Annotated in this window: 12 protein-coding genes; 8 read left to right on the top strand and 4 right to left on the bottom strand. The window is 68.4% G+C overall.

The window, feature by feature from the left end:
- The first annotated feature begins 12 nt into the window (after positions 1 to 12).
- On the top strand, positions 13 to 558 hold the full coding sequence (locus tag JW364_RS10515; protein WP_165630535.1) for a DUF2599 domain-containing protein: 546 nt from the start codon (positions 13 to 15) through the stop codon (positions 556 to 558).
- 52 nt (positions 559 to 610) lie between these two features.
- On the opposite strand, the gene JW364_RS10510 is transcribed toward JW364_RS10515, so the two are convergent.
- From JW364_RS10510 to JW364_RS10500, 3 genes are read right to left on the bottom strand one after another with little or no spacing between them, the layout of a single operon-like run.
- The gene (locus tag JW364_RS10510) at positions 611 to 1,480 is read right to left on the bottom strand and encodes a metal ABC transporter permease (RefSeq protein WP_058252624.1); all 870 of its coding nucleotides are present in this window, start codon (positions 1,478 to 1,480) and stop codon (positions 611 to 613) included.
- Entirely contained in the window at positions 1,477 to 2,271 is a 795-nt protein-coding gene (locus tag JW364_RS10505; RefSeq protein ID WP_223259038.1) for a metal ABC transporter ATP-binding protein, read from the bottom strand. Before JW364_RS10505 ends, JW364_RS10510 begins: the two co-directional genes overlap by 4 nt.
- A gap of 44 nt (positions 2,272 to 2,315) precedes the next feature.
- The gene (locus tag JW364_RS10500) at positions 2,316 to 3,302 is read right to left on the bottom strand and encodes a metal ABC transporter solute-binding protein, Zn/Mn family (RefSeq protein ID WP_137809735.1); all 987 of its coding nucleotides are present in this window, start codon (positions 3,300 to 3,302) and stop codon (positions 2,316 to 2,318) included.
- A gap of 127 nt (positions 3,303 to 3,429) precedes the next feature.
- Here JW364_RS10500 and mshA point away from each other — a divergent pair, with 127 nt between their 5' ends.
- The 3 genes from mshA to JW364_RS10485 all read left to right on the top strand — a co-directional run bounded on the left by mshA (position 3,430) and on the right by JW364_RS10485 (position 7,156).
- A complete protein-coding gene (gene mshA / locus JW364_RS10495) occupies positions 3,430 to 4,785 on the top strand; it encodes a D-inositol-3-phosphate glycosyltransferase (RefSeq protein WP_137809734.1) in 1,356 nt (451 codons plus the stop codon).
- Positions 4,786 to 4,845: 60 nt separating this feature from the next.
- Positions 4,846 to 5,466 (top strand): YbjN domain-containing protein, encoded by a 621-nt coding sequence (locus tag JW364_RS10490; protein ID WP_065629192.1) that lies wholly within the window; start codon positions 4,846 to 4,848, stop codon positions 5,464 to 5,466.
- 82 nt (positions 5,467 to 5,548) lie between these two features.
- Positions 5,549 to 7,156 (top strand): AMP-binding protein, encoded by a 1,608-nt coding sequence (locus JW364_RS10485; RefSeq protein ID WP_137809733.1) that lies wholly within the window; start codon positions 5,549 to 5,551, stop codon positions 7,154 to 7,156.
- Positions 7,157 to 7,227: 71 nt separating this feature from the next.
- Here the strand turns inward: JW364_RS10485 and JW364_RS10480 are convergent, their stop codons facing one another.
- Positions 7,228 to 8,676: an APC family permease gene (locus JW364_RS10480; protein ID WP_068970361.1), complete on the bottom strand. Its 1,449-nt coding sequence runs from the start codon at positions 8,674 to 8,676 to the stop codon at positions 7,228 to 7,230.
- A 151-nt stretch (positions 8,677 to 8,827) separates the two neighbouring features.
- Here JW364_RS10480 and JW364_RS10475 point away from each other — a divergent pair, with 151 nt between their 5' ends.
- The 4 genes from JW364_RS10475 (at position 8,828) to JW364_RS10460 (ending at position 12,211) form a co-directional block, all read left to right on the top strand.
- Positions 8,828 to 9,574: a phosphoglyceromutase gene (locus JW364_RS10475; protein WP_058252630.1), complete on the top strand. Its 747-nt coding sequence runs from the start codon at positions 8,828 to 8,830 to the stop codon at positions 9,572 to 9,574.
- 81 nt (positions 9,575 to 9,655) lie between these two features.
- The gene (locus tag JW364_RS10470; protein ID WP_058252631.1) at positions 9,656 to 9,976 is read left to right on the top strand and encodes a GNAT family N-acetyltransferase; all 321 of its coding nucleotides are present in this window, start codon (positions 9,656 to 9,658) and stop codon (positions 9,974 to 9,976) included.
- Positions 9,977 to 10,115: 139 nt separating this feature from the next.
- Positions 10,116 to 11,528 carry a cell wall metabolism sensor histidine kinase WalK gene (locus tag JW364_RS10465; RefSeq protein ID WP_205334081.1) on the top strand — a complete coding sequence of 471 codons (1,413 nt, stop codon included), beginning with the start codon at positions 10,116 to 10,118 and terminating at the stop codon, positions 11,526 to 11,528.
- Positions 11,525 to 12,211, top strand: a complete 687-nt coding sequence (locus tag JW364_RS10460; protein WP_058252633.1) for a response regulator transcription factor — start codon at positions 11,525 to 11,527, stop codon at positions 12,209 to 12,211. The genes JW364_RS10465 and JW364_RS10460 overlap by 4 nt, the downstream gene beginning before the upstream one ends.

Here is a 12,211-nt window from a genome sequence, read left to right as displayed (position 1 = left end):
TAGGGTGTCGGTATGTCGACGGGGTTGCGCAGGGCGGGTGCGGGAGTGGCCGACGGAGGGCGGCGGCGGTGGCGCGCCGCGGCCGGCGCGCTGGCCGTCGCCGCGGTCCTGTCCGCGTGCGGGACAGACACGGTCGAGCCCGCAGCACCGGGTCCGACCACGACCGGCTCGAGCACGACGAGCCCGTCGCCCACCCCGTATTCATCGGGCCCGTACTCGCCCACCGAGAGCGCGCCGACGATCGTCTACCGCCCGCCGTACATCGAGCGGACCGAGTGGACCGACACCGACGTCGGTCCGAGCCTCTCGGTGTTCCCCACGAATTCCGGGCGCTACACCACCGACCCCGGCGCGATGGCCGCCGCGTGGGCGGAGGTCGTCGCTCTCGACCCCACCGCCGACACCCCCGGAATGCAGGCCCAGTTCGATTGCCACTGGCGGTTCGCCCGCATCGTCGAACCCGAGAAGCCCAGCTGGAACCTTGAACCCGGCCGGCCGGTCGTCGCCGAGGAGGACATGGTCGGCGCCGGCTGCAACCCCGGCTTCGCCGAGGAATGAAAGGTACTGCGGTGCGAGCGAGGCGGCCCGGCAGTGGTTGTGTTCTGTCGGATCAGCGCGTGCGATGCACGCGGCGGTTGCCGATGATCCGGCACACGACGTAGATCGCGAACGAGATGATCGTGACGAAGACCGACACGGGCAGCTTGGGAGCGAGCGACATCAGCAGCCCGCCGACCGCCGCGACCTCGGCGAACACGACCGACAACACCAGCGTGCGCGTCGGATTCGACGTGACGCGGGCGGCGGCGGCGCCCGGGGTGATCATCAGCGACATCACCAGCAGCGCGCCGATGATCTGCACGCCCTGCGCGGCCGCCAGGCCCATGATGATCGCGAACACCACCGACAGGGTGCGGATGGGTACCCCCCGCGCCTGCGCGACCCGGGGATCGGTGGAGGCGAACAGCAGTGGCCGGTAGATGACGGCCAGCACGACGACGACGATGCCCGTGGTGATGGCGATCGCGACCAGGCCGTTGATGCCGACGCTCACGACCTGACCGGTCAGCAACGCGAAGCCGGTCCCGATCCGGCCGTACAAGGCCAGGAACAGGACGCCGATGCCGAGGCCGAACGCCATCACGACGCCGATCACCGAGTCGCGCTCCCGCGCCTTGTTCCCGAGGAAGCCGAAGACCGCCGCGGCGATGACCGCGCCGATGACGCCGCCGAGGTTCACGCTGAACCCGATCAGCAGGGCCGCCGCGGCACCGGTCACCGACAGTTCGCTGGCGCCGTGCACCGCGAAGGACATCTGCCGGGCGACGATGAGCGGGCCCAGCAGGCCGCCCAGGAGGCCGAGCAGCACCATCGCGAGCAGTGCCTGCTGCATGAAGTCGTAACCCAGCAGGTCGATGGTGGTGGAGAAATCCCAGAGGTCGCTCAGCGAGCGGTCGACGGAGAGGTGGGTGACGCTCACGCCGGACCGCCTCGCCTCGCGACACCCGGTTCGCTGTCGGCGGCGCAGTGGTGGGCGTCCTCGCCGCCGATCACGACAAGACGGCCGTTGACGCGCAGCACCTCGACATCGCTGCCGTACAGCTCGCTCAGCGTCTCCGTCGTCATCACCTCATGCGGCTCGCCGATGCGGAACCGGCCGTCGACGAGGTACAGGACCCGGTCGACAAAGGGCAGGATCGGGTTGATCTCGTGGGTCACGAACACGACGGCCGTCCCGGCGTCCCGGCGCCGGCGATCGATGAGGTCCACGACCACCTGCTGGTTGGTCGGATCGAGACTGGCGAGCGGCTCGTCGCAGAGCAGCAGCGCGGGATCGCTCACCACCGCCTGGGCAACGCGTAGCCGTTGCTGCTCGCCGCCGGACAGGACGCCCAGCGGGGCGTCGGCGTACGGCAGGGCATCCACCGAACCGAGCGCGGTGTCGACGAGTGCGCGGCGTCGTGCCCGGCCCCGGAGTCCGACACCCCAGCGGCCGCCGTCGACACCGAACCCGACGAGGTCCCGGCCGCGGATGGCCATCGGGTCGGCGTCGTCCTCGGCGTGCTGCTGGGGGATGTAGCCCACCGCATCGGTGGTGGTCACGGTGCCGCGGTCGAGCGCGTACTGGTGCAACAGGACCCGCAGGAACGACGTCTTGCCGGAGCCGTTGGGCCCGAGGACCGCGACGAACTCACCGGGTTCGATCGTCAGGTCGAGGTCGTCCCAGAGAACCCGGTCGCCGAACGCGAGCCGGGCGCCGGTGAACTCCACGACCGGCCTGCCCCTGCCTGTCCCGGTCGAGTCGCCTGCCCCGGTCAATTGGGGCCGGAACCCAGCGCCGCGGTCAGGTCGTCGATCTGGGCGCCCTGCCACACGACGTAGTCGGTGACGCCGTCGGGCAGGGTCTCGGTGAACTCCACGACCGGGACGCCCGCGGAGCGCGCGACGTCGAGCATGGCCTGTGTCACCGGGTCCACGGCCTGGGTGTTGTAGATCAGCACCTTCGCCCGACGGTCGGCCAGGATGTCCTGCAGTGCCGCACGGTCGGCGGCCGCGGGTGACTGGCCCTCCTCGACGGCCTGGGTGAAACCGGCCGGCGCGATGTCGACGAGCCCGGCCTCGGTCAGCATGTAGCCCGCGAGCGGCTCGGTCTGGGCGACCTCGGTGTCGGCGTGCTGTTCCCGGATGGTGGTGAGCTTCGCGCGCAGACCGTCGATGCCGGTGGTGAAGGTCTCGGCGTTGGCGCGGTAGGTCTCCGCGTTGCCCGGGTCCTTCTCGGCCAGCGCGTCGGCGACCCTGTCGGCCACCTGGGCGACGACGGGGAGGTCGTAGAAGACGTGCTCGTTCTGGTCGCCGTGCGCGTGGTCGTGGGCCCCGTCGGAGTGATCGCCGGACGCGTGCTCGTCGCCGTGGTCGGCGTGCTCGCCACCGGCCTCGTCGGCATGCTTGTCGCTGCCGAGCAGGGCGTAGGCGTCGACCGCCGTCGCGTCCGAGTTGGCCGCCGCCTCCTCCATGTAGGAGTCGTAGTGGCCGCCGTTGAAGACAAGGATGTCGGCATCAGCGATCGTCGCGGTGTCCGCTGCCGAGGGCTCGAACTCGTGCGGATCACCGTCGGCGTTGGTGTACAGCGCGGTCACCTCGGCGTTGTCGCCGGCGACCGCGGCCGCCACCGAGCCCCAGACGTTCGTGGACGCGACCACGGTCGGGGGGCCGTCGGTCCCGCCGGAGTCGCTGGAGCAGGCGGACAACACCAGGGCGGCGGCGGACAGCACACCGGCCGTGGCCAGCAGGGATTTCTTCATCGACAACCTTCACGCAAATGACAATCGTTACCGAAAGCAGTCTAGGTGATCGCGGCGACGGGCATGCAGGGTGTCCGCAGGCCGGGGGACTCCTCGCCCGACACGGCGTTTCTCTATGGTGGAGACCATGACCTCGAGCCCGTCCCCGCGGCGTGTCGCGCTGATCTCCGTGCACACCTCGCCGCTGGCGCAACCGGGCACCGGCGACGCCGGCGGGATGAACGTCTACGTCTGGCAGACCGCGACGCGGCTGGCCCGTCGGGGAGTCGAGGTCGAGATCTTCACCCGCGCGACGTCGTCGGCCGACCCGGCGTCGGTCGCCGCAGCGCCGGGGGTGACGGTGCGCAACGTCGTCGCCGGCCCGTTCGAGGGCCTCGACAAGCGCGACCTGCCCGCCCAGCTGTGTGCGTTCACGGCCGGGGTCCTGCGTGCCGAGGCCGCGCAGGCGCCCGGTCACTACGACGTCATCCACTCGCACTACTGGCTCTCCGGCCAGGTGGGGTGGCTCGCCCGCGACCGGTGGGGTGTACCGCTGGTGCACACCGCGCACACCCTGGCCGCGGTCAAGAACGCATCGCTGGCCGAGGGCGACACCGCCGAGCCGCAGCTGCGGGTCATCGGGGAGCAGCAGGTGGTCGGGGAGGCCGATCGCCTGGTCGCGAACACCCAGACCGAGGCGACCGAATTGCTCGCGATGTACGGTGCCGCCGCCGACCGTATCGACGTGGTGACCCCTGGTGCCGATCTCGACTGTTACACACCGGGTTCCGCCGCGGCCGCCCGCGCGGAGCTCGGCCTCGACCCCGACGAGATGATCGTGACGTTCGTCGGGCGCATCCAACCGCTGAAGGCCCCCGACCTCCTCGTCGCCGCGGTCGCGCCGCTCATCGGTGAGTCCGCCGCGACCGGGCGGAGGCTGCGGGTGCTCATCGTCGGCGGGCCGTCGGGGTCGGGGCTGCAACGGCCCACCGCGCTGATGGATCAGGTCGCCGAACTCGGGATCGCCGATTCGGTCACCTTCCTGCCGCCCCAGCCGGCGAACCGTCTGGTGCAGGTCTACCGGGCGTCGGATGTGGTTGCCGTGCCCAGTCATTCGGAGAGTTTCGGACTGGTCGCGATCGAGGCGCAGGCCTGCGGGACGCCCGTCATCGCCGCGAATGTGGGTGGCCTCGGGGTGGCGGTCGACGACGGCCGGACGGGAGTGCTGGTCAACGGGCATCGGGTCGGGGACTGGACGAATGCGCTGGAAAAGCTTCTCGCGCAACCCGATCGACTCGTCGAGCTCGGACAGCACGCCCGCGCCCACGCCGAGCAGTTCTCCTGGGAACACACGGTCGATCAGCTTCTCGAGAGTTACGGCCGGGCGATGCGGTCGTTCGCCGCGCACCAGCGCCCGGCATCGCCCGAGGTGTCCGCTACGGCCGCGGCCTCGGCGCGCCTCCGACGCCGCTGGGGTCGTCGGCGCAACCGGGTCACCGTCTGACGCTGCGCCGAAATCGCCCGCTGCGCAAGGGGTTCCCGATACCACCGACGAGAGGATGCCGTGAGTCGCAACGAGGTCGTCGACCTGCTGGAGAAGACGCTGGGCGAGAACGAGATCGCCTTCGCGCGCAAGAGCGGCGGCGGGGCCGACGTCGATCACGTGGTCGTCGAGCTGCCCGGCGAACGCAAACTCAAGACCACCGTGCTGCTGACGGCGAGCGAGCACGGCGTCCGGGTGGAGGCCTTCGTGTGCCGCCGGCCCGATGAGAACCACGCCGGCGTGTACAAGTACCTGTTGAAGCGCAACCGCCGGCTGTATGGCGTCGCCTACACCATCGACAACACCGGTGACATCTACCTCGTGGGCCGGATCTCCGCCGACGGGTTGAGTTCCGGCGAGGTCGACCGGATCCTGGGGCAGGTCCTCGAGGCCGCGGACGGGGATTTCAACACCCTGCTCGAACTCGGGTTCCTGACCTCGATCCAGCGGGAGTGGGCGTGGCGGGTGTCGCGCGGCGAATCGCTGCGCAACCTGCTCGCCTTCGAGCACCTCATCGACAAGGAGTCCCTGCCGGAGGCGGGGAAGCCGCTCGAAGGTCGCTACGTACCGGGTGAGTCGGTCGTCGACGGTGCGCAGAGCGTCACCGAGGATCCGTCGACCGCCGAATCGGACGAATCGTAGACTCTCTCGAGAGAGGTCCACGTCACACCGTGTCAACGTGCGTTGATACGATGCGGTCGAGAAATTCCCCAATGGAGGTGTCATGAGCTTCACGAGTCCGTTCCCCGACGTCGAGATCCCGGACGTGAGTGTGTTCGAGTTCCTGTTCGGCGCGGTGGCCGAGGAGGACCTCGCCCGTACCGCGCTGGTGGACCCGAAGTCGGGGGCGACGACCACCTATGCGCAGCTGATCTCGCAGGTCGAGGCGGCGGCGGGCGCGTTGGCGTCGCGGGGTGTCGGCGTCGGCGACGTGGTGGGCATCCTGTCGCCCAACATCCCGGCGTTCGCGACGGTGTTCCACGGGATTCTGCGGGCCGGCGGCACCGCGACGACGATCAACGCACTCTTCACCGGACCCGAGATCGCCAAGCAGCTGCGGGATTCCGGCGCCAAGATGCTGGTGACCATCTCGCCGATGCTGGAGCAGGCCAAGGCCGCCGCCGACGAGGTCGGGCTGGCGGATGCCGACCTGATCGTCCTCGACGGCGAGGGCCAGGACGCCTCCGGACACCCGAACGCGGCGGACCTCCTGGGCGCCGGACTGGCCGCACCGGAGGTGTCGTTCGATCCGGCCACGCACGTCGCGGTCCTGCCGTATTCATCGGGCACGACCGGGAATCCGAAGGGCGTCGCGCTCTCGCATCGCAATCTGGTCGCCAATGTCGCGCAGATCCGACCGTTGCAGGGCATGGGCGCCGACGATGTGGTGATCGCGGTGCTGCCGTTCTTCCACATCTACGGCATGACGGTGCTGCTGAACGCGGCGCTGTACAACCGGGCGTCGCTGGTCGTGATGCCGCGGTTCGACCTCGTCGAGTTCCTCGAGAACATCCAGAACCACAAGGTCACCATGGCCTACATCGCACCGCCGGTGGCCGTGGCACTCGCCAAGCACCCGATCATCGACAACTACGACCTGTCCTCGCTGCACACGATGATGTCGGGCGCGGCGCCGCTGGACGACGAGCTGGGCCAGGCCGTCGCCAAACGTCTCGACCTGCACATGCTGCAGGGCTACGGCATGAGTGAGCTGTCGCCGGTGAGTCACATCATCCCGGCCGACACACCCGGCCTGCTGGGTCAGCAGGACCCCCCGCTGTCCTCGACCGGGTGGGCGGTGCCGAACTCCGAGAACAAGATCGTCGACCCCGCATCGGGGGCGGAGATCGAGCTGCCGAGCGAGGGACTGTCCGAGCCGGGCGAGCTGTGGGTCAAGGGGCCGAACGTGATGCTGGGCTACCTCAACAACGATCAGGCGACCGCCGACACCATCGACGCCGACGGCTACCTGCACACCGGCGACATGGCGCAGGTCGATCCGACCGGCTGCGTCTACATCGTCGACCGGCTCAAGGAGCTCATCAAGTACAAGGGCTACCAGGTGCCGCCCGCCGAGCTCGAGGCGCTGCTGCTCACCAACGACAAGATCGCCGACGCCGCGGTCATCGGCGTGATCGAGGCGGAATCGGGCGAGGAGATCCCGAAGGCGTTCGTGGTCCGCCAGCCCGATGCGGAGATCACCGCCGACGAGGTCATCGAGTTCGTCGCGTCGAAGGTTGCCCCGCACAAGAAGGTCCGGGCCGTCGAGTTCATCGAGACGATCCCCAAGTCGGCCTCGGGCAAGATCCTGCGCAAGGACCTCCGCAAGTAGTCTCTGCGTCTGACATCCGTATGACGTTGTGCCCGGCAACCGGGCACAACGTCATACGGATTTCTTGTGCGTCAGGGGATTTCGTGGGGCGGGATGTCGTCGTAGTGCGCTGCGTGCGCTCCCGTGCGCTTGTGCCACCAGTAGGTGAGGGCCCATAGGACGACGCCGAGGAGGAGCAGCCAGCCGGCGATGACGTACTGCTCGGGATCGCGCCCGGTGATCGGCAACGTCAGGTACCCGCACGTGACCGCACCCAGGACCGCGATCGGCGTGTAGGTGCGGAAGTGCTTGTGTCCCACCTTGTCCTTGCGCAGCACCAGGACCGAGACGTTGACGACGGTGAACACCGCGAGCAGCAGCAGTGCGGTGGTGCCGCCGAGCAGTCCGACGATGGAACCCTTCGGGTCGGCGCTGACGTAGACCAGTAGGCACAGCGCGATGACGGTGGTGAACACGATCGCGGCGAACGGGGTACGGCGTCCGGGATGGACGTAGGCCAGGAACTTGGGCAGGACCCCCTGCTTGGCCATGCCGTACAGCAGCCGGCTGGCCATCATCATGTTGATCAGGGCCGTGTTGGCCACCGCGAACATCGAGATCCACGGCAACAGCTCGGTCATCGGGAAGTCCGGGGCGGCGGTCTGCACGACGTCGACGAGCGGCGTCTCGCTCTCGGCGAGCACCCCCACGGGCACGATCGCGACCGCGAGGATCGCGATGAGCACGTACACCACCGCGGTGATCCCCAGACCACTGAGCATGACCTTGGGGAAGATCCTGGTCGGTTCTTTGCACTCCTCGGCCATGTTGACCGAATCCTCGAATCCGACCAGTGCGAAGAACGCCAGCGCCGTCGCCGCCGACACCGCGATGAGGATGTTCCTCTCCTCCGGCGATTCGAAAACCACCACCGCATCCCAGTGATCGGCGTTGCCACCGAACACGAAGAACAAGGCGATGAAGATGACCAGCAGGAGACCCGTCAGCTCGACAAGGGTCAGGACCACGTTGGTGCCCACACCTTCGGCGACGCCGCGGAAGTTGATGAACATGACCAGCAGCAGGAAGCCGATCGCGATGAACAGCAGAGCGGGGCGCGTCGCATCCGGGGACTCGCCGCCGTTGATGCCGGTCAGCATGTTCACCGCGAACGCGCGCGACGCGGTGGTCGCCGAGGTGATACCCGAGCACATGACGGTGAACAGCACGATGAACGTGATGAAGTGGACCCCGAAAGCCTTGTGTACGTACAGCGCAGCGCCGGCGGCCTGGGGATACTTCGTCACCAGTTCCAGATAGGAGAACGCCGTCAGCGTCGCGACCGCGAAGGCGATCAGGAACGGAAGCCACGCCGCGCCGCCGACCTCGCCGGCGACCTGTCCGGTGAGGGCATAGACGCCGGTGCCCAGGATGTCGCCGATGATGAACAGCAACAACAGCTTCCAGCCCAAGACGCGTTTGAGCTCGGGCTGCTTCTCCGCATTCTGGCCGGCCGAACCGGCGTCTGTACTGGCTGTCATGCGCTAACGCTAGACCCGCCCATGGCCGTTCGCGCGGCGAATCGACCGGTTCATTACCATTTCGTCGTCGCCAGGTGCGCGCCGGGGTCCGGCCGGGGGTTCCGGCGCCGGTGAGGAGAGGGTGCGCACCGACTGTGGAAAACTATCGGCCATGAGCAACGGCACCCTGATCCTGATGCGGCACGGCGAGAGCGAATGGAATGCGTCCAACCAGTTCACCGGCTGGGTCGATGTGGCGCTCACCGACAAGGGCAGGGCCGAGGCCGAACGCGGGGGCGAGCTCCTCGTCGAGCACGACCTGCTGCCCGACGTCGTCTACACGTCGCTGCTGCGCCGCGCGATCACGACCGCGCACATCGCCCTCGACCGGGCCGACCGGCTCTGGATCCCGGTGATCCGCGACTGGCGCCTCAACGAGCGCCACTACGGCGCGCTGCAGGGCCTGAACAAGGCCGAGACCAAGGAGAAGTTCGGCGACGAGCAGTTCATGCTGTGGCGTCGCAGTTACGACACCCCGCCGCCGGCGATCGAACCCGATGCCGAATACAGCCAGGTGGGCGACGCGCGGTACGCCGATCTCCCCGAGGTGCCGCTGACCGAGTGCCTCAAGGACGTCGTCGAGCGGTTCATCCCGTACTACCTCGAGACGATCGTCGCCGACGTCCGGGCGGGGAAGAACGTGCTGCTCGCGGCGCACGGCAACTCGCTGCGCGCGCTCGTCAAGCACCTCGACGGCATCTCCGACGACGACATCGCCGGACTCAACATCCCCACCGGCAACCCGCTTCGTTACGACCTCGACGACGACCTGAAACCGCTCAACCCGGGTGGTACCTACCTGGACCCCGAGGCGGCAGCCGCGGGTGCCGCCGCGGTGGCCGCCCAGGGGCAGAAGTAGCCGACGGGGTCCGTTCGGACATCCAGACGTGACACGTTTCGCCATGGCGTCGACGGTGTGGCGCGCGCTACATTAGACGGCATGGCGGACATGGGCACCCTGCGAATCGAGCACTCACCTGCCCAGGAGCGGTACGAGGCGATCCTCGTCGCCGATTCCCAGGGCGACGACGAGATCGTCGGTTATCTCGACTACGTCTCCGAGCCCTACCAGGTGGTCATCACGCACACCGTGATCCGCGAGCAGTTCAGTGGTCACGGGTACGCGGGCCAATTGGTCCAGGCGGTCCTCGAGGACATCCGGCGCGGCGGCAAGCAGGTCGTGCCGGTCTGCTCCTACGTGCAGCGCTTCATCGAACGTCACCCCGAGTTCGCGGACATGGCGGTTCCGGTTCCGCAATGACCGGTCCGGACACGGCCGCCCCGGTACCGGGGAAGCGCGCCGCCGCGTCGGCAGGGACTCCGGCCAACTCCGCGTGAACAACTGTCGAACACCTTCGTCAGATGTGCGTTCGGTGTTGGTCGAGCCGTAAGCTGCCCCTGTGACCGCCGCAATCTTCGCCGCGACGATCGCGTTCGTACTCGCGCTCTGCCTCGGTGTCGTGATCGGTCGACGCACCCGGGACCGGGACCGGTCTCGAGGGTTCGCGTTCCTCGATCGCATCCCGCGTCGTTCCGCATCCACCGCCGCCGAATTCGTTCCCGAGGCGACCCTCGGTCCCCGTGAGGTGCCGGCCTCGGCCGAGGTCCGTGACTCCGACGTGCAGGCGACCACCGACGACGGCCGGATGACCAAGGCCGGTCTGTTGAGCATGGTCGTGCGCAACACCGAGACCGCCATCGCCGTGGTCGACGAGTTCCGCGACGTCGTGCTGTACAACCAGCGGGCCGTCGAACTCGGGCTCGTACGCGAGATGCTGCTGGCCGACCCGGTGTGGGAGGCCGTGAAGGAAGTGCTCGACACCGGCGTCGAACGGCGCTTCGAGTTCAGCCCGCCGATGTCGAGTCTCGGCTTCGTCTCGACCGGACGGACGCCCCGGCCCAGTGTCGAGCACGTGCGCTGTCACGCGCGGATCGTCGCGCAGGGCGAGGAACGCTATGTCGTCGCGTACGGACTCGACGACACCGAACACAAACGCGTGGAGGCCACCCGGCGAGACTTCGTCGCCAACGTCTCGCACGAGCTCAAGACCCCCGTCGGCGCGATCGGGCTGCTCGCCGAGGCGTTGCTCGAGTCGGCCGACGACACCGATTCGGTGCAGCACTTCGGTCGCCGCGTCGTCGGCGAGACCAAGCGCATGGGCAACATGGTGAGCGAGTTGCTGGCGTTGTCCCGACTCCAGGACGGCGTCACACCGGAGTTCACCTGCATCGACGTAGACTCGCTCATCGACGACGCGCTGACCGCGGCGACGCTCGCCGCCGAGGCGGCGGCCATCGAACTGCGCGCCGACGGTCCGATCGGCGTCATCATCCGCGGCGACCGTCCGCTGCTGCTCACCGCACTGAACAACCTCATCTCGAACGCCATCTCGTACTCGGCGTCGGACACCGTGGTCTCGATCAGCCGCCGCGTGATCAAGATCGACGGGCGGCCGATGGTCGCCATCGCGGTGACCGACCGGGGGATCGGGATCGAGCCGGAGGATCAGCAGCGGGTCTTCGAGCGGTTCTTCCGGGTCGACAAGGCCCGGTCCCGGATGACCGGCGGCACCGGACTCGGACTGGCCATCGTCAAGCACGTGGCCGCCAATCACGGCGGGACCATCAACCTGTGGAGCAAACCCGGCACCGGCTCGACCTTCACGCTGTGCATCCCGGAGGACCTGTCCGACGCCGGCTGGCCGCCGGCCGCCCAGCAGGCGCTGTCGGATCCCGATGCGCCGCCCCGCGCACTTCCCTCCGCGGAGGGTGACGACCCATCTGCCCGACCCACCGAAGGAAACAAGAGTTGACCCACGTTCTGATCGTCGAGGACGAGGAATCGCTGGCGGATCCGCTGGCCTTCCTGCTGCGCAAAGAGGGCTTCGAGGCCAGCGTCATCACCGATGGCGCCCAGGCGTTGCCGACCTTCGATCGCGTCAGCCCCGACATCGTCCTCCTCGACCTCATGCTGCCCGGGATGTCCGGAACCGAGATCTGCAAGGCCCTGCGCACCCGGTCGAACGTCCCGGTGATCATGGTGACCGCGCGCGACAGTGAGATCGACAAGGTCGTCGGCCTCGAACTCGGCGCGGACGACTATGTGACGAAGCCGTATTCGGCGCGCGAGCTGATCGCCCGCATCCGCGCGGTGCTGCGACGCGGCGGGGAGGTGCCCGACGACGGTCTGGAGATCGGGATCCTGGAGGCCGGGCCGGTCCGGATGGACGTCGAGCGACACACCGTGTCGGTCAACGGAACGTCGATCACCCTGCCGCTCAAGGAGTTCGACCTCCTCGAGTATCTGTTGCGCAACTCCGGCCGCGTCCTGACCCGGGGTCAGCTCATCGACCGGGTGTGGGGCGTCGACTACGTCGGCGACACCAAGACACTCGACGTACACGTCAAGCGCCTGCGCTCGAAGATCGAGCCCGACCCGGCGAATCCGAAGCACCTCATCACCGTCCGCGGCCTCGGGTACAAGCTCGAGGCGTGA

This window comes from Gordonia sp. BP-119, from assembly GCF_016924115.1.
Classification (GTDB): Bacteria; Actinomycetota; Actinomycetes; order Mycobacteriales; family Mycobacteriaceae; genus Gordonia; species Gordonia hongkongensis.
This window is presented reverse-complemented; position numbering and strand designations above follow the sequence as displayed.

What these genes read in the sequence shown, in the direction of transcription:
- JW364_RS10475 (WP_058252630.1), top strand. Translation starts at nt 8,828, where the DNA reads ATGAGCAACGGCACCCTGATCCTGATGCGGCACGGCGAGAGCGAATGG.
- JW364_RS10500 (WP_137809735.1), bottom strand. Translation starts at nt 3,302, where the DNA reads ATGAAGAAATCCCTGCTGGCCACGGCCGGTGTGCTGTCCGCCGCCGCC.
- JW364_RS10485 (WP_137809733.1), top strand. Translation starts at nt 5,549, where the DNA reads ATGAGCTTCACGAGTCCGTTCCCCGACGTCGAGATCCCGGACGTGAGT.
- JW364_RS10480 (WP_068970361.1), bottom strand. Translation starts at nt 8,676, where the DNA reads ATGACAGCCAGTACAGACGCCGGTTCGGCCGGCCAGAATGCGGAGAAG.
- JW364_RS10515 (WP_165630535.1), top strand. Translation starts at nt 13, where the DNA reads ATGTCGACGGGGTTGCGCAGGGCGGGTGCGGGAGTGGCCGACGGAGGG.
- JW364_RS10470 (WP_058252631.1), top strand. Translation starts at nt 9,656, where the DNA reads ATGGCGGACATGGGCACCCTGCGAATCGAGCACTCACCTGCCCAGGAG.
- mshA (WP_137809734.1), top strand. Translation starts at nt 3,430, where the DNA reads ATGACCTCGAGCCCGTCCCCGCGGCGTGTCGCGCTGATCTCCGTGCAC.